This window comes from Ideonella oryzae, assembly GCF_024055665.1.
In the GTDB taxonomy this organism is placed as follows: Bacteria; Pseudomonadota; Gammaproteobacteria; order Burkholderiales; family Burkholderiaceae_C; genus Ideonella; species Ideonella oryzae.
The window spans coordinates 14068-31570 of sequence record NZ_JAMXMC010000003.1; the positions used below are offsets into that span (position 1 = coordinate 14068).

A 17503-nucleotide genomic window follows, 5' to 3' on the forward strand; every position below is an offset into this window, starting at 1 on the left:
CGAACCGCCCCTCAACGCCCGACCTTGCGCAGGTCCAGCGTGAACGGGAACTCCAGACTGCGTTCGGCCTCGGCCACCACCATCTGGCCCGGCGTGTGCCCGAAGGGGAAGAAGCGCGCCAGACGGCGGCTCTCGGCCTCGTAAGCGTTGACCGGGAAGGTGCTGTGGTTGCGCCCGCCCGGATGGGCGACGTGGTAGCGCCCGCCGCCCAGCGAGCGCTGGGCCCAGGTGTCCACCAGGTCGACCGTCAGCGGGGCATGCACGCCGATGGTCGGATGCAGGGCCGAAGGCGGCTGCCAGGCGCGGAAGCGCACGCCGGCCACGTACTCGCCCACCCGTCCGGTGGGCTGCAGCGGCAGCGTGACCCCATTGACCGTGACGCGGTGGCGCGGATCGACCAAGCCGCTGACCTTGACCTCGATGCGCTCCAGCGAGGAATCGACGAAGCGCACCGTGCCGCCGGCCGCCCCCTCCTCGCCCATCACATGCCAGGGCTCCAGCGCATTGCGCAGCACCATGTGCACACCGCGGGCGGCGATCTCGCCGATCTTCGGGAAGCGGAACTCGAAATGCGGCGCGAACCAGGCGGCATCGAAGGCGTGGCCCGCCCGCTGCATGTCCTCGATCACGTCCTCGAAGTCCATCTGGATGAAGGTGGGCAGCAGGAAGCGGTCGTGCAGCTCGGTGCCCCAGCGCACCAGCGGCGCACGGTAGGGCTCCTTCCAGAAGCGGGCCACCAGCGAGCGCAGCAGCAGCTGCTGCACGATGCTCATGCGCGCGTGCGGCGGCATCTCGAAGGCGCGCAGCTCCAGCAGACCCAGGCGGCCACTGGACGAGTCCGGCGAATACAGCTTGTCGACGCAGAACTCGCTGCGGTGGGTGTTGCCGGTCACGTCGACGAGCACGTTGCGCAGCGTGCGGTCGACCAACCACGGCGGCATGTCCTCGCCGTAGATGGCCTTGTTGCGCTCGATCTCGCCCAGCGCGATCTCCAACTCGCGCAACTGGTCGTTGCGGGCCTCGTCCACCCGCGGGGCCTGGCTGGTCGGGCCGATGAACAGGCCCGAGAACAGGTAGCTCAGCGCCGGGTGGTTGTGCCAGTAGGCCAGCAGCGAGGCCAGCAGGTCGGGCCGGCGCAGGAAGGGGGAATCGGCCGGCGTGGCCCCACCCATCACGAAATGGTTGCCACCGCCGGTGCCGGTGTGGCGGCCATCGAGCATGAACTTCTCGGTGGACAGGCGCGAGCGCCACGCCGCGTCGTAGAGGAACTCGGTGTGTTGCACCAGTTCCTTCCAGTTTTGGGCCGGGTGGATGTTGACCTCGATGACGCCCGGATCGGGCGTGACCTGCAGCAGCTTCAGGCGCGGATCGCGCGGGGGCGGGTAGCCTTCCAGCACCACCTTGATGCCCAGCTCGGCCGCCGTGGCCTCCACCGCGGTCAGCAGCTCCAGATAGTCTGCCAGGTGGGCCAGCGGCGGCATGAAGACGTAGAGCACGCCGCTGGCCTGCCCGACCTTCTCGGCCTTGGGGCCGTTGGCCCGGCGCGGGTCGCGCACCTCCACGCACAGCGCGGTGCGGGTGATCCAGTGGGCCGACTGGAAGCGCTCGGGGTGGGTGTCGAACGCCACCTGGCCAGCCAGCAGCCCCTCGCCGCCAGTCGCAGCGCTGCCCTGCGGGCTGTTCTGCAAGGCCACGGTGCCGCCTTCGGCAAAGCCACCGCCCATCTGGTGAGCCGCATAGGCTCCACCGCCCACGGCCCCACCGCCGCCCAGGCCCAGCATCTGCCGGCGCAGTTCGGCCGGGGCCGGCAGTTCACCGCGCGGGGCAAAAGGGTCGTAGTCGTGCAGATAGGGATAGTCGCTGTCCTTCACCCAGGGCAGTGAATCCAGCGGCAGGCGGTAGCCCATCGGCGAATCCCCAGGGATCAGGTACATGCGTTCGTCACGGAAGAACCAGGGGCCGGTCTCCCAGTTGCCGCCCGACAGCGTCGGGCCCTCGGCCCGCTTGATCGGCAGCACATAGCCCACCTCGCTCTCCAGCCCCTGGTCGAAGATGCGGCGCAGGCGCACCCGCTCCTGTTCATCGTCCAGGCGGGAATCGAAGGGATCAACGTTCACCGGCAGGCGGCGCTCACGCCACAGGTAGTACCAGGTGTCCTCGAAACCGGTCTGCACGTACTGGTCGCCCACGCCCAGGTGGCGGGTCAGCGCGCTCATGAAACGCTTGGCATCGGCACTGGTGTACTGATGCAGGTCGCGCTCGTCTGCGAACAGCGAGGGGTCGCTCCAGCAGGGCTGGCCGTCGGCACGCCAGTAGATCGACAGGGCCCAGCGCGGCAGCTGTTCGCCGGGGTACCACTTGCCCTGGCCGAAATGCAGGAAGCCGCCCTGCCCGTACTCGTCGCGCAGGCGCTGCACCAGATCCTGGGCGTAGACCCGTTTGGTCGGGCCCAGGGCGTCGGTGTTCCATTCGGCGCCGTCGCGGTCGTCCACCGAGACAAAGGTGGGCTCGCCACCCATGGTCAGGCGCACATCGCCGGCCGCCAGTTGGGCATCCACCCGCTCGCCCAGTTGCAGCACCTGGGCCCACTGGTCCTCGGTGTAGGGCTTGGTGACGCGCGGCGACTCGAAGATGCGCGTGACCGCCATCTCGTGGCTGAAGGTGACCTCGCACTCGTCCACTGCGCCGGTGATGGGCGCCGCGCTGGACGGTGTGGGGGTGCAGGCCAGCGGAATGTGGCCTTCACCGGCCATCAGGCCGGAGGTCGGATCCAGACCGATCCAGCCGGCGCCGGGCAGGTAGACCTCGCACCAGGCGTGCAGGTCGGTGAAGTCGACCTCGGTGCCGCTGGGGCCGTCGAGCGCCTTCACGTCCGGCGTGAGCTGGATCAGGTAGCCGGACACAAAGCGTGCGGCCAGACCCATGTGGCGCAGGGTCTCGACCAGCAGCCAGCCGGTGTCACGGCAGGAGCCCGAGGCCTTGGTCAGCGTCTCCTCCGGGGACTGCACACCCGGCTCCATGCGAATCAGGTAGGAGATGTCGTGCTGCAGCCGCTGGTTCAGTCCCACCAGGAAGTCGATGGTGCGCATCTCCTGGCGGTCGATGCTGGCCAGGAACTTGGCGAAGGCCGGCGTGGGCGTCTCGGTCACCATGTACGGCGCCAACTCGGCGGCCAGACCGGGCTCGTAGGCAAACGGGAAGTTCTCCGCCCCCGGCTCCAGGAAGAAGTCGAAGGGGTTGTAGACCGCCATCTCGGCCACCAGATCCACCGTGACCTTGAACTCGGTCGTGGGCTCCGGGAAGACCAGGCGGCCCAGGTAGTTGGAGAACGGATCCTGCTGCCAGTTGATGAAGTGCTTGGCCGGCTCCACCCGCAGCGAGTACGACAGGATGGATGTGCGGCAGTGCGGTGCCGGCCGCAGGCGAACGACCTGCGGCGACAGGTTCACCAGCCGGTCATAGCGGTAGTGGGTGACGTGTTTGAGCGCGACGTGGATGGACACGGGCCTTACCTCGGCACCCCGGGGGGCGCATGAATCGGATCAATCGGGCAGGACGGGCGATGCTCCCATGGGAGACCGCCGGTCCTTGTGACAGCGTCGAACCGGACCTCGGCCGTGGCCTCAGTCGCAGGCCACCAGGAAATCGCGGGCAATCCCGGCACCCAGGTCCCCGACGCGGTCGAGGAACTGGGTCAGGTAGGCATGCAGACCCGTGGAGAGGATCTCGTCGATGCGGGCGTACTCCAGGTCGCAGCTCAGGCGGCCGGCCCGGCGCAGCGTTTCGCCCGACTGCTGGTTGGCCACCAGCTTGAGGTTGGTCACCACTTCGTGCATGCAGTGGGACAGCGAGCGCGGCATGTCCGGGCGAACGATCAGCAGTTCGGCCACCTTCTCCGGCAGGATCACGTTGCGGTAGACCTTGCGGTAGATCTCGAAGGCGGAGACCGAACGCAGGATCGCCGACCAGTGGTAGAAGTCGTAGTCGCTGTCCTTCTCGCCGGCGTTGCCGTAGAAGTCGCTCTCCACTGCCTGGAACTTGACGTCCAGCAGCCGGGCGGTGTTGTCGGCCCGCTCCAGGAAGGAGCCGATGCGCAGAAAGTGAAAAGCCTCATCCTGCAGCATGGTGCCCACCGACACCCCGCGCGACAGGTGCGAGCGGAACTTCACCCATTCGAAGACGGCGGCCGGATCGCGTGCGAGCAGCCCGTCGGCCAGCACCCGGTTGAACTCCAGCCAGGTCTGGTTGGTGGTCTCCCAGACCTCGGTGGTCAGCGAGCCGCGCACGGCGCGGGCGTTCTCACGCGCCGCCCGCAGGCAGCGCAGGATGGACGAGGGGTTGCGCTCGTCACGCACCATGAAGTCCATCACCTGGCGGGCGGTGATGCCCTGGTAGCGGCTCTGGTAGTCGTGGGTGAGCTCGGAGATGCTCAGCAGGCTGCGCCAGCCCTGTTCGGCCACGGCCGCGGACTGCGGCAGCAGCGAGGTCTGGTAGTTGACGTCCAGCATGCGCGCGGTGTTCTCTGCACGCTCCATGTAGCGCGACATCCAGAACAGATGGTCGGCGGTTCTTGACAGCATGTTCTTGGCTTTCCGCGTTCGATTCAGTCTTCCAGCACCCAGGTGTCCTTGGTGCCGCCGCCCTGGCTGGAATTGACCACCAGGGAGCCCTCCTTGAGGGCCACGCGGGTCAGGCCGCCCGGCACCATCTGCACCTCGGCGCCCGAGAGCACGAAGGGGCGCAGGTCGATGTGGCGCGGTGCGACGCCCGATTCGACGAAGGTCGGGCAGGTGGACAGGCTCAGCGTGGGCTGGGCGATGTAGTTGCTCGGGTTGGTGACCAGGTGGGCACGGAAGTCCTCGATCTCGGCCTTCGTGGCAGCCGGGCCAACCAGCATGCCGTAGCCACCCGCGCCGTGCACCTCCTTGACCACCAGTTCGCCCAGGTGGTCCAGCACGTACTTCAGGTCGTCCTCGACCCGGCACAGGTAGGTGGGCACGTTGTTGAGGATCGGCTTCTCGCCCAGGTAGAACTCGATCATCTTGGGCACATAGGGATAGATGGACTTGTCGTCCGCGATCCCGGTGCCGATGGCGTTGGACAGGGTGACGTTGCCCGCCTTGTAGGCCTCCACCAGGCCGGCACAGCCCAGGGTGGAATCCTTGCGGAAGACCTTCGGGTCCAGGAAGTCGTCGTCCAGGCGGCGGTAGATCACGTCCACCCGCTTGGGGCCCTGGGTGGTGCGCATGAAGACGAAGCCGTCCTTCATGTACAGGTCCTGGCCCTCGACCAGTTCCACCCCCATCTGCTGGGCCAGGAAGGCGTGCTCGAAGTAGGCTGAGTTGTGCATGCCCGGCGTGAGCACCACCACCGTCGGATCGTTCACCCCACCCGGGGCCACGCTGCGCAGGGTTTCCAGCAGCAGGTCGGGGTAATGCGCCACCGGGGCCACCCGGTGGTCCGAGAACAGGTCCGGGAAGAGCCGCATCATCATCTTGCGGTTCTCGAGCATGTAGCTCACGCCGCTGGGCACCCGCAGGTTGTCCTCCAGCACGTAGTAGCTTCCGGAGCCATCGGGGTTGGCGGCTCGCACGATGTCGATGCCGGCAATGTGGGAGTAGAGGTCCCGCGGCACGTCCACGCCCATCATCTCGGGCCGGAACTGGGCGTTGCGGGTGATCTGCTCGGACGGGATCAGGCCGGCCTTGAGGATCTCCTGGCCGTGGTAAACGTCGTGGATGAAGCGGTTGAGTGCGGTCACCCGCTGCCGCAGGCCCTTCTCCATCTCGCACCATTCCCCGGCGGGAATGACCCGCGGGATCAGGTCGAAGGGGATCAGGCGCTCGGTGCCCTCCCCCGAGTCCTTGTCGCCGTACACGGCAAAGGTGATGCCGACACGGCGGAAGATCATCTCCGCCTCCTCGCGCCGTGCCTTCATCACGTCGCGGGGCTGCTGGGCGAGCCAGCGGTCGTAGGTCTGGTAATGCTCGCGCACGGTGGCGCTGTTGGCATGCATCTCGTCGAAGCTGGGTCTCATTCGCGCTCTCCTACCTGCAGGGGAGAAGCAACAACCGCACCAGCCACGGGCACCGGTTTTTCCGGCATCCACTGCCAGTAGTGGCGACGCACGTTTCGCGTGCAGCTTGCACCATCCCCATCCCACAACCATGCACCACAGTGGTCCGTTCGCACCACATCAATGCCATCTTGAATGTAACGATCCCATATTTCAGGGTGGGGGTGACCGAATCGGTTGCGGTAACCCAGTTGCATGACCGCCACACGCGGTGCCACCGCCGCCAGGAATGCCTCGCCGGAGGACGTGTGACTGCCGTGATGGGGCACCACCAACACTTCGCTGTGCAGGCTGTCACCCCAGCGCTGCACCAGAGCAGCCTCCTGCGCCAACTCGATGTCGCCCGTCAGCAGGGCGCTATGCCCCTGGGCATCGCGCACCTGGATGACACAACTCTGCGTGTTGGACGCCTCGTCGGGGCGGGCCACATGAAAGGGATGCAGCACACGGAAGTCGACCCCGTCCCAGGACCACTGCTGCCCGGCCAGGCAGAGCCGGGTGTCGGTCACCTGCGCGAGCAGCGGATGGCCCGGCACGAGGCTGGCCCGCAAACGGGCCACCGGCAGCGCGTCGATCACGGCCTGGGCGCCGCCCACATGGTCGGTGTCCCGGTGACTGAGCGCCAGCTCATCGACCTGGCGCTCGCTCAGCGTCTGCAGCAGCGGCACCAGGACCTTGCGACCCGCATCGTTGTCCGAACCATAGCGCGGCCCGGCGTCATGGATCAGCAGATGGTGGGCGGTGCGGATCAGCACGGCACTGCCCTGCCCCACATCGGCCGCCAGCAGCTCAAAGCGCCCCGGCGCCGGACGAGACACGGGCGCCAGCAGCAGCGGCAGCCAGAGCAGCACCGCACATGCACGCGCCCGCCACGGCAGCGGCAGGCTCAGCACAAAGCCCCCCAGCACCGCCAGCACGACGGGCCCCACCCCGGCTGAAGGCCCGGACCACGCCGCCAGCGGCCACCCACCCAGCCACTGCAGCCAGGCCTGCAGGGGCACGATCGCCCAGACCGCCAGCTGCCACAGCGGTGGCCACAGGGTGCCCAACAGGGCCAGCGGCGTGACCACCCAGGTGACCCAGGGCACGGCCAGCAGATTGGCCGGCAGTCCCACCAGAGACACCTGACCGAACAGCACCAGGCTCAACGGCGCCAGACCCAGGGTGATGAGCAGCTGGATCCTCAAGGCCTGCCACAGGCCACGCCAGGCGGACCGTGACACGCCCTCAGCGTCCTCCTCCGCGGCCGGGCTCCCGTCCTCCATGCCCAGCAGCATCAGCACCGCCAGAAAGGACAGCCAGAAGCCCGGCTGCAGCAAGGCCCACGGATCGACCGCCACCGTGCCCGCCGCCGCCGCCGCACACAGGGCCCAGCCCGGCCAGGGTGCCCCCAGGCTGCGCAGCAGCACCGCGCCCCCCAGCATCCAGACGGTGCGCTGTGCCGGCACGCCCCAGCCGGCCAGCAGCGCATACAGCGTGGCCAGCCCCAGCCCACCCCAGCGCCCGGCCACCGGCGCCGGTACCCGCAGGGACAAGGCCGGGCTGGCGCGCCAGGCCCGCCCCACCAACACGATCGCCAGGGCGGCGAACAAGGTGATGTGGCTGCCGCTGATGCTGACCAGGTGCGCCACGCCGGTGCGACGGTAGAGGTCCCAGTCCCGCTCGCCGATGGCGCCCTGGTCGCCCACCGCCAGCGCTGCCAGCAGGCCCGCCGCCTGAGGCGAAGGACTGGACAGCAGGATGTGGTCCCGCCAGCGCTGGCGCAGATGATCCAGCCACTCCAGGGGGGGCCAGGGCCTGGGGCCGCCAAGCCGCACGGCCTGCCCCGGCAAGGTGCCACGCACCGTGCCCACCGCGCCGATGCCCTGCTCGAACAGCCACAACTCGGCATCGAAGCCACCCGGGTTGACCAGGCCGTGCGGCTGGCGCAGGCGCACGGGCAAACGCCAGGCCTCCCCCGCACGCGGCACGGCCCGCCCGCTGCCCATCGGGTCGGCCGCCGCAGCAGGTTCGGGCCAACTCAGGCGGATCAGCGTCGGCAAGCCCAGTGCCTCGGCGGGCTCGGCCCGTCCGCGCGCCCAGGCGGCGGCATCCAGCCGCCAGGCCTGTTCCACCTCGAAGCCCAGCATCTGACCTTCGGGGCCGGCCTGCGGCAGGCCCCGCACCCGACCCTGCACCAGCAGCTCCTGGCCCTCCAAAGCAGCGGGCAGGCGTTCGGCCAGCCGCTCGCGGGCCCGCTCACTGGTGCTGGCCGCGCCGGCCATCAGCAGAGCCGCAGCCCACAGTGCACAGGCCCAGCGCGCGCGCCCACCCCGCAGGAAGGGCCAGGCCGTCAGGAATGCCGCGCCCAGAAGAGCGACATCGACCCAGGCCGGCCACAACGCCGGCTGGGCCAGTTGCAGCGCCACGCCGGACAGCCCCGCCAGCACGCTCAGCAACAAGACCCCGCCGATCCCGGACAGCATGCAGGCCAGTGTAGGATCGCCCCGGAATCCCCCTCTCATTCCTTCGGAGTACGTTGACATGTCCGTCGCTGCGCGCCTGCAGACCCTGGGCATCGAACTGCCGCCCCTGGCCGTTCCTGCCGCCGCCTACGTCCCCTTCGTCCAGACGGGCCACCTGGTCTTCATCTCGGGCCACATCGCCAAGCAGGACGGCAAGCCCTGGATCGGCCAGCTGGGTGCCACCATGGGCACCGAGGAAGGCAAGCAGGCGGCCCGCGCCGTGGCCATCGACCTGCTGGGCACCCTGCAGGCCGCCACCGGCGACCTGAACCGCATCGCGCGCATCGTCAAGGTGGTGAGCCTCGTGAACTCCGCCCCCACCTACACCGAGCAGCACCTGGTGACCAACGGTTGCTCTGAGCTGCTGGTGTCGGTCTTCGGCCCCGAGGTGGGCTCGCATGCCCGCAGCGCCTTTGGCGTGGCCCAGCTGCCCATGGGCACCTGCGTCGAGATCGAGCTGGTGGTCGAACTCAAGCCATGAGCTTCGCCTCCCGCGTGACGGGCTCGCCCCGGCTGCTGTTGGTGGGGGTGGCCGTGGCCTGCGTGGCCGCCGTGGGCGGCGCCCTGGTCGGGCAGTACCGCTTCGACATGCTGCCCTGCCCCTGGTGCACCCTGCAGCGGCTCATCTTTCTGGTGCTGGCCGCGGTGGCACTGCTGGCCGCGCTGGTGCCGCCGCTGCGGCGCCCGCTGGCGGGCCTGGGCGTGCTGCTGGCCGCCTGCGGCATCGGCACATCGCTGTGGCTGCATTTCGTGGCCTCGTCCAGCGCCAGCTGCGCCTTGACCATGGCCGACCGCATCATGCAGGCCCTGGGTCTGTACGACGCCGCCCCGGACGTCTTCGCGCCGATGGCCTCTTGCGCCGACGCGGCGGTGAACCTGCTGGGCATTCCCTTCGCCATGTGGAGCCTGGCCCTGTTCGCCCTGTGCGGTGCGGCCTGCGTGCCGGCCTTGCGCACCCGGCGGAACTGACCCCGGTCAAGGCGAACCCGGGCGGGCTTGGCGATGATGCCACCCGCCTGATCAGCGGGGCCACCCCGCGGGAATGCCTGATGACCGACACCGCCGCTTCTCCTGACACTGCCTCCGATGCCTCTCCCAAGGCCTCGCCCGATGTGCTGATCGTGGGCGCCGGGCCGGCCGGTCTGGCCCTGGCCTGCGCCCTGGCCGACGCCGGCCTGCGCCCCCAGGTGCTGGAGCAGGCCCCGCTGGACACCCTGGTGGCACCGCCTGAGGACGGCCGTGACATCGCCCTCACCCACCGTGCCCAGCACATCTTCGACCGCCTGGGGCTGTGGGACCAATTGCCGGCCGACGAGATCGCGCCGCTGAAGGCCGCCCAGGTCACCAACGGCGATTCACCCAGGGTGCTGCCCTTCAGCGGCCAGGCCGATGGGCACGAACAGCTGGGCTGGCTGGTGCCCAACCACCGCATCCGCCAGGCCTGCTACGCCGGCGCTGCATCACGGGCCGACAAAATCACCCTCACCGGCGACGCCCGGGTCACCGCCCTGCAGCGCGACGCCGAAGGGGCCCAGGTCACGCTGGCCGATGGTCGCGTGCTGCGGGCGCCCCTGGTGGTGGCCGCCGACAGCCGCTTCTCCAGCCTGCGCCGCATGGCCGGCATCGGCGCGCGCATGCTGGACTTCGGCCGCACCGCCATCGTCTGCCGCATGCGCCATGAACAGGCCCACGATGGCACGGCCCATGAATGCTTTCTGCACGGCCACACCCTGGCCATGCTGCCCATGGCCGGGCACCAGTCCTCGGCCGTCTGGACGGTCACCAGCGACGGTGCGGCCGAACTGATGGCCCTGCCGCCGGCCGAGTTCGCACTGCGGGTGGATGCAGCCTTTGGCCACCGCCTGGGCGCCCTGGAGCTGGCAGGCGAGCGCCACAGCTACCCGCTGGTGGCGGTCTATGCCGAACGCTTCCATGCCGAGCGCTTCGTCCTGGTGGGCGATTCGGCGGTGGGCATGCACCCGGTCACCGCCCACGGCTACAACTTCGGCCTGTACGGGGTGGAGGTGCTGGCACGCGAGCTGGCCCAGGCCCATGCCGAAGGCCGCGATCTGGGCGAAGCCGGGCCACTGACCCGCTATGCCGAGGAACACCGCCGGGTGACGCTGCCCATCTACCTGGGCACCAATGTGGTGGTGAAGCTCTTCACCAACGACAGCCGCCCGGCCAAGCTGGTGCGCGAAGCCGTGGTGCGGGCCACCAACTGGCTACCGCCGGTGCAGCGGGCCATCACCCGCCAGCTGACCGGGGACACCACGCAGCCGCTCTGGCGCAGCCTGCTGCCGCCGCTGCCCCCTTTGCCGGATCTTCCGGACCTGCCGCGCCCGCCACGCTGGGCGCGCGGCCCCTTCGGCCGGGGAACCTGATTCGAGCCTGGGGCTCGATCAGCCCGGCAGCACCTGGCTGGGCTTGAGCACAGCCTCCACCTTGGCACCCTTGCGGGCGCGCTTACCCATGTGGCCGGCCAGGGCCGAGCCCTTGACCAGTTCGTCCCGGAGCTTGCCACCGCGGCCCGCGCCCAGCACCCGCAGCACGTCGCCGAAGCTGCAGACGGACAGCAGCGGGTCCTTGGCGTCCACGTCCATCAGCGTCAGGCCGCGGCCGCCCTTGGGTTGCAGCTTCAGGTCCGACAGCGCATAGACCAGCAACCGACCGCTGGCCGACAAGCAGGCCACCTGGCCATGGGCGATGGCCACCGGCGCCGGCGGCAACAGCTCTTCCTGGTCTTCCAGCGTCAGGAAGCTCTTGCCCGCGCGCTGGCGCGTGAAGAGGTCCGACGCCCGGGCCAGCAGGCCGAAGCCGCCGCTGTTGGCGAACAGCAGCGTGGTGTCGGCCGCGCCGGCGAAGTAGTGCAGCGCCTTGCTGCCCGGTTCCAGGTCGATCAGCGAGGTGATGGGCACACCGTCGCCACGCCCGCCCGGCAGGCTGGCCACGGCGATGTTGTAGACCCGGCCATTGCTGCCGATGACCAGCAGCGTGTCCACGCTGCGGCAGGCGAAGTGGCTGTGCAGGGTGTCGCCGGACTTGAAGCCCAGCGTGGCCGCGTCCACCTCGTGGCCCTTGAGGGCCCGGGCCCAGCCCATCTGGCTGATGACCACGGTGACAGGCTCATCCACCACCTTGACCTCGGCCACGGCCCGCTTCTCCTCCTGGATCAGGGTGCGGCGGTCGTCGCCGAACTGCTTGGCGTCGGCCTCGATTTCCTTGATCACGGTGCGGCGCAGGCTGCCCGGGTTGCCCAGGATGTCCTCCAGCTTGGTCTGCTCCTCGCGCAGGCCCGCCAGCTCCTGTTCGATCTTGAGCGCCTCCAGCCGGGCCAGTTGGCGCAGCCGGATCTCCAGGATGTCCTCGGCCTGGCGGTCGCTCAGGCGGAAGCGCTCGATCAGTGCCGGCTTGGGCTCGTCGGCGTTGCGGATGATGCGGATCACCTCGTCGATGTTCAGCAGCACCAGCTGGCGGCCTTCCAGCACGTGGATGCGGTCCAGCACCTTGTCCAGGCGGTGGCGGGTGCGCCGCTGCACCGTGGTCTGGCGGAAGCTGATCCACTCCAGCAGCATCTGGCGCACGCTCTTCTGCACCGGCTTGCCGTCCAGGCCCACCATGGTCAGGTTGACGGAAGCGCTGGTCTCCAGGCTGGTGTGGGCCAGCAGCGTGGTGATCAACTCCTGCTGCTCCACGGTGCGGCTCTTGGGCTCGAAGACCAGGCGCACCGGCGCATCCTTGCTGGATTCGTCGCGCACCGCGTCCAGCACCGACAGCACCGCGCCCTTGAGCTGGGTCTGCTCGGCGCTCAGCGCCTTCTTGCCGGCCTTGACCTTGGGGTTGGTCAGCTCCTCGATCTCTTCGAGCACCTTCTGCGCGCTGGTGCCCGGCGGCAGCTCGGTCACCACCAGCTGCCACTGGCCGCGCGCCAGGTCCTCGATCTTCCAGACCGCGCGCACCTTGAGGCTGCCGCGGCCGCTGCTGTAGGCCGCGCGGATGTCCGCCGCGCTGGAGATGACCTGGCCGCCGCCCGGGAAGTCCGGGCCCGGCAGCATGGCGAACAGCGCGTCGTCGGGCAGTTGATCGTCGCGGATCAGCGCCACTGCCGCTGTGGCCACCTCGCGCAGGTTGTGGCTGGGAATCTCGGTGGCCAGGCCCACGGCAATGCCCGAAGCGCCGTTGAGCAGCACGAAAGGCAGGCGCGCCGGCAGCTGCCTGGGCTCCTCGGTGGAACCGTCGTAGTTGGGCACGAACTCCACCGTGCCCTCGTCGATCTCATCGAGCAGCAGGCGGGCGATGGGCGACAGGCGCGCCTCGGTGTAGCGCATGGCCGCGGCACCGTCGCCATCGCGGCTGCCGAAGTTGCCCTGGCCGTCGATCAGCGGGTAGCGCTGCGAAAAGTCCTGCGCCATGCGCACCAGGGCGTCGTAAGCGGCCTGGTCGCCGTGCGGGTGGAAGCGGCCCAGCACATCGCCCACCACGCGGGCGCTCTTGACCGGCTTGGGCGCGCCACCGGCCCAGCCCAGGCCCATGCGCTGCATGGCGTAGAGGATGCGCCGCTGCACCGGCTTGGCGCCATCGCAGACATCGGGCAGCGCCCGGCCCTTGACGACGCTCAGCGCGTACTCGAGGTAGGCCCGCTCGGCGTAGTGCGCCAGGGCGATGTCGTTCGATCCGTCGCCGTCGCCGGCTTGAAAGCTCAGGGAAGTCTGTTCCATCGATCTCGGTCGGGCTCAGCGCACGGGCTGCGCCCCTTCGTTCCAGCCCACCAGCTTGAGCTGGCGGGCGCCCGTCTGCAGGCGCTGCTGCAGCAGGGTCCAGTAAAGCTCGAGCACCATGTGCACATGGGCCCGCGTTTCGTCGAAAGGCGGCATCTTGCCACCAGCGCGGCGCACATTGCCCTCGCCGGCGTTCCAGGCGGCCAGCGCCACGTCCACGCCGCCGTAGCGTCGGGTCAGGTCGGCCAGCATGCGCGCCCCGGTCAGGATGTTCAGCCGCGGGTTGCGCATGCGTTGTTCGGCCGGGGCCTGGGCCTCGGCCTTGGTCGCGTAGCGATCCGCCGTGTCGGGCGTCATCTGCATCAGGCCGATGGCACCGCGGGGTGACACCAGTTCGGGGTTGAAGCCCGACTCCACCGTGATGACGGCCTTGAGCAGCTCGGCATCCACACCGGTGGCCTCCTCGGCTTCTTTCAGGAGCGGTTGCAGGCGCTTCACTTCGGGCGCGATGTCCAGCCAGGTCAGCAGGCCGTTGCCGGTCATCGTCTTGCCCGGCACACGGATGTTCAGCTGCCCCGGCTCCGGCAGCACCGGCAGGTAGCGGGAATCCAGGGCGCTGTCGGCAAAGTGCGCCACCCCGGCGCCGTCCACATAGCCCCAGAGCTGCTGAGCCTGGCATGGCAGACCCAACCCGCTCACGCCCAGCAACACACAGGCCAGGCGAAGGACGAAAAGACGGGTGGCAAGACGGGACATGGCCAGGGGCTCCGGAAGGGATCAGGCGCGACAGATTCTAGGAATCGCCCCGCCCGCCAAAAGCCCGATAACCGGGGTTGCCGACGGCCGGCCACCCTCGCGCCCCCGCTCAGACATCGATCTCCACCGAATCACCGTGCAGCTCCATCAGTTCGCGCCGCGCCTGGGCCTCGCCCTTGCCCATCAGCTTGCCCATGGAATTGACCGTGCCTTCAAAGTCGACGACGCCATAACCCACCCGCAACAAGCGCCGGGTGTCCGGATTCAGCGTGGTGTCCCACAGCTGCTCGGCGCTCATTTCGCCCAGGCCCTTGAAGCGGCTGATGCTCCAGCTGCCTTCCCGGGCGCCTTCCTTGCGCAGCTTCTCCAGCACCACGTCCATCTCGCCATCGTCCAGGGCATAGAACTTGGTCGCCGGCTTCTTGCCGCGCGCGGCAGCGTCGATGCGGAACAGCGGCGGCTTGGCCACATACACATGGCCCGTCTCGATCAGCTTGGGGAAATGCCGAAAGAACAGCGTGAGCAGCAGCACCTGGATGTGCGAGCCGTCCACGTCCGCGTCAGACAGGATGCAGATCTTGCCGTAGCGCAGGCCGGAGAGGTCCGGGCTGTCGCTCGGGCCATGTGGGTCCACGCCGATGGCCACCGAGATGTCGTGGATCTCGGTGTTCTTGAACAGCAGGTCGCGCTCCACCTCCCAGGCATTGAGCACCTTGCCGCGCAGCGGCAGGATGGCCTGGGTTTCCTTGTCGCGCCCCATCTTGGCACTGCCGCCGGCCGAGTCGCCCTCCACCAGGAAGAGCTCGTTGAGCGCCAGGTCGCGACTTTCGCAGTCGGTCAGCTTGCCCGGCAGCACGGCCACGCCCGAGCCCTTGCGCTTTTCCACCTTCTGGCCAGCACGCTGGCGGGTCTGCGCGGCCTTGATGGCCAGCTCCGCGAGCCTCTTGCCATAGTCCACATGCTGGGACAGCCACAGCTCCAGCGCCGGCTTGACGAAGGCCGACACCAGGCGCAGCGCGTCGCGGCTGTTCAGCCGCTCCTTGGTCTGGCCCTGGAACTGCGGGTCCAGCACCTTGGTCGACAGCACGAAGCTGGCCCGGCTGAACACGTCCTCGGGCATCAGCTTGACGCCCTTGGGCAGCAGCGAATGCAGCTCGATGAAGCCCTTGACCGCCCCGAACAGGCCGTCCTTCAGCCCGGCCTCGTGGGTGCCGCCAGCCACCGTGGGGATCAGGTTGACATAGCTCTCGCGCAGCAGGGAGCCTTCCTCGGTGAAGGCCACCGCCCAGGCCGCACCTTCGCCAGCGGCAAAGCTGTCGTGCTCGCCCTCGACGGCGTAGTGCTCGCCCTCGAACAGCGGGATGACCGGGTCGACCGACAGCGACTGCTGCAGATAGTCCAGCAGGCCGCCCTTGAACTGCCAGGTCAGGGTCTCGGCCTCCTTGCCGCCGGACTTCTCGGTGGTCAGCGTCACGGTGACGCCAGGCATCAGCACGGCCTTGCTACGCAGCAGGTGAATCAGTTCCTGGCGCGGCAGGTCCGGGCTCTCGAAGTACTTGGCATCGGGCCAGACCCGCACGGAGGTGCCCTGCTTGCGCTCGCCGCTGCTGGCCTTGCGCACCACCAGCGGCTCGATCACATCGCCGCCCGAGAAGGCCAGCGTGGCCACCTGGGCCTCGCGCCAGACGGTCACCTGCAGCCGGGTCGACAGCGCGTTGGTCACGCTCACGCCCACGCCGTGCAGGCCGCCGGAGAAGCTGTAGGCGCCGCCCGAGCCCTTGTCGAACTTGCCGCCCGCATGCAGGCGGGTGTAGACAATCTCCAGCACCGGCACCTGTTCTTCCGGGTGCAGGCCGAAGGGGATGCCGCGTCCGTCATCCTCCACCGTGACCGAATGGTCAGCGTGCAGGGTGACGGCGATGCGCTTGCCGAAGCCGGCCAGCGCCTCGTCGGCGGCGTTGTCGATGGCCTCTTGCACGATGTGCAGGGGGTTGTCGGTGCGGGTGTACATGCCCGGGCGCTGCTTGACCGGCTCCAGGCCCTTGAGCACCTTGATGGACGCCTCGCCATAGACGGGCGTGACGGAAGAGGAACGTGTCGCCATGGCGGGCGATTGTAGGGAGGGCGACTGCAGCCCCGCGACAACCCTGTGACGCCCCGTCCGACCACGATGGCCCTGCGGTCTGCGGGCCCGCGGACCATCCGCTACAGTGCGCCGATGTCTTCCGCCGCCCCGCCCGCACGCACGCTGTCCATGACCCAGGTTCTGGTCTGCGGTGCCGCCATCGTGACCCTGTCCATGGGCATCCGCCACGGTTTCGGCCTGTGGCTGGCCCCCATCACGATGGACCGGGGCTGGACCCGCGAGACCTTCGCCTTCGCGCTGGCCATCCAGAACATCGCCTGGGGTGTCGCCGGACCCTTTGCCGGCATGCTGGCTGACCGTTTCGGCGCCTTCCGGGTGCTGCTGGTGGGCGCCCTGCTCTACGCCGCCGGCCTGGTGCTGATGGCCCTGTCCACCTCGGGCCTGGCCTTTACCGGCAGTGCCGGCCTGCTGCTGGGCATGGCCCAGTCGGGCACCACCTATGCCGTGATCTACGGTGTCATTGGCCGCAACGTGGCACCGGAGAAACGCTCCTGGGCCATGGGCGTGGCCGCCGCCGCCGGCTCCTTCGGCCAGTTCCTGATGGTGCCGGTGGAGAGCTGGCTGATCGGCCACTGGGGCTGGCAGAGTGCCCTGTTCGTGCTGGGCTGCGCCGCGCTGGCGATCGCACCCTTGGCCCTGGGCCTGAAGGAGCCCGACCAGGCCCACGCCGCCCACAGCGGCCCGCGCCAGAGCGTGGGCGCGGCCCTGCGCGAGGCGCTGGGCTCATCGAGCTTCCGCTGGCTGACCGCGGGCTACTTCGTCTGCGGCTTCCAGGTGGTGTTCATCGGCGTGCACATGCCCAGCTACCTGAAGGACCATGGACTGGCCCCGCAGGTGGCCACCACCGCCCTGGCGCTGATCGGCCTGTTCAATGTCTTCGGCACCTACACCGCCGGGCTGCTGGGCCAGCGCATGGCCAAGCGCCACATCCTGTCGGGCATCTACCTGCTGCGCTCGGTGGTCATCGTGCTCTTTTTGTGGGCGCCGCTGACACCGCTGAGCGTCTACCTGTTCGCGGCCGTGATGGGCTTTCTGTGGCTGTCCACCGTGCCGCCCACCAACGCCATCGTGGCCCAGGTCTTCGGTGTGCAGTACATGTCCATGCTGGGCGGCATCGTCTTCTTCAGCCACCAGATCGGCTCCTTCCTGGGCGTGTGGCTGGGCGGCTGGCTCTACGACCTGACGGGCAGCTACGACGTGGTCTGGTGGATCGCCGTGGCCCTGGGCGTGTTCGCCGGCCTGGCCAACCAGCCCGTGCGCGAGACCCCGATCGTGCGGCCCACCGCGGTCCCGGCCTGAGGCC

Annotated in this window: 11 protein-coding genes; 4 read left to right on the forward strand and 7 right to left on the reverse strand. The window is 69.1% G+C overall.

What is annotated here, in order from left to right:
- Positions 1-11 precede the first annotated feature (11 nt).
- The 4 genes from M0L44_RS05135 to M0L44_RS05150 all read right to left on the reverse strand — a co-directional run bounded on the left by M0L44_RS05135 (position 12) and on the right by M0L44_RS05150 (position 8541).
- Positions 12-3503 (reverse strand): transglutaminase family protein, encoded by a 3492-nt coding sequence (locus tag M0L44_RS05135; RefSeq protein ID WP_252768594.1) that lies wholly within the window; start codon positions 3501-3503, stop codon positions 12-14.
- A gap of 120 nt (positions 3504-3623) precedes the next feature.
- Entirely contained in the window at positions 3624-4580 is a 957-nt protein-coding gene (locus M0L44_RS05140; protein ID WP_252768595.1) for an alpha-E domain-containing protein, read from the reverse strand.
- A gap of 23 nt (positions 4581-4603) precedes the next feature.
- Positions 4604-6037, reverse strand: coding sequence for a circularly permuted type 2 ATP-grasp protein (locus M0L44_RS05145; RefSeq protein WP_252768596.1), 1434 nt, complete (start codon positions 6035-6037; stop codon positions 4604-4606).
- Complete coding sequence (locus tag M0L44_RS05150; RefSeq protein ID WP_252768597.1) at positions 6034-8541, reverse strand: DNA internalization-related competence protein ComEC/Rec2; 2508 nt, start codon at positions 8539-8541, stop codon at positions 6034-6036. The genes M0L44_RS05145 and M0L44_RS05150 overlap by 4 nt, the downstream gene beginning before the upstream one ends.
- Positions 8542-8599: 58 nt before the next feature.
- On the opposite strand from M0L44_RS05150, the gene M0L44_RS05155 reads away from it, so the two are divergent.
- From M0L44_RS05155 to ubiM, 3 genes are all read left to right on the forward strand, one after another.
- Complete coding sequence (locus M0L44_RS05155; RefSeq protein ID WP_252768598.1) at positions 8600-9061, forward strand: RidA family protein; 462 nt, start codon at positions 8600-8602, stop codon at positions 9059-9061.
- On the forward strand, positions 9058-9549 hold the full coding sequence (locus tag M0L44_RS05160; RefSeq protein ID WP_252768599.1) for a disulfide bond formation protein B: 492 nt from the start codon (positions 9058-9060) through the stop codon (positions 9547-9549). Before M0L44_RS05155 ends, M0L44_RS05160 begins: the two co-directional genes overlap by 4 nt.
- 80 nt (positions 9550-9629) lie before the next feature.
- Positions 9630-10964 carry a 5-demethoxyubiquinol-8 5-hydroxylase UbiM gene (gene ubiM / locus M0L44_RS05165; protein WP_252768600.1) on the forward strand — a complete coding sequence of 445 codons (1335 nt, stop codon included), beginning with the start codon at positions 9630-9632 and terminating at the stop codon, positions 10962-10964.
- 18 nt (positions 10965-10982) lie between these two features.
- On the opposite strand, the gene parC is transcribed toward ubiM, so the two are convergent.
- The 3 genes from parC to M0L44_RS05180 form a co-directional block, all read right to left on the reverse strand.
- Positions 10983-13298: a DNA topoisomerase IV subunit A gene (parC, locus tag M0L44_RS05170; RefSeq protein ID WP_252768601.1), complete on the reverse strand. Its 2316-nt coding sequence runs from the start codon at positions 13296-13298 to the stop codon at positions 10983-10985.
- A 15-nt stretch (positions 13299-13313) separates the two neighbouring features.
- Entirely contained in the window at positions 13314-14054 is a 741-nt protein-coding gene (locus tag M0L44_RS05175; protein WP_252768602.1) for a lytic transglycosylase domain-containing protein, read from the reverse strand.
- A 109-nt stretch (positions 14055-14163) separates the two neighbouring features.
- On the reverse strand, positions 14164-16158 hold the full coding sequence (locus M0L44_RS05180; protein WP_252768603.1) for a DNA topoisomerase IV subunit B: 1995 nt from the start codon (positions 16156-16158) through the stop codon (positions 14164-14166).
- Positions 16159-16272: 114 nt separating this feature from the next.
- On the opposite strand from M0L44_RS05180, the gene M0L44_RS05185 reads away from it, so the two are divergent.
- Complete coding sequence (locus M0L44_RS05185; protein ID WP_252768604.1) at positions 16273-17499, forward strand: MFS transporter; 1227 nt, start codon at positions 16273-16275, stop codon at positions 17497-17499.
- Positions 17500-17503: the final 4 nt, after the last annotated feature.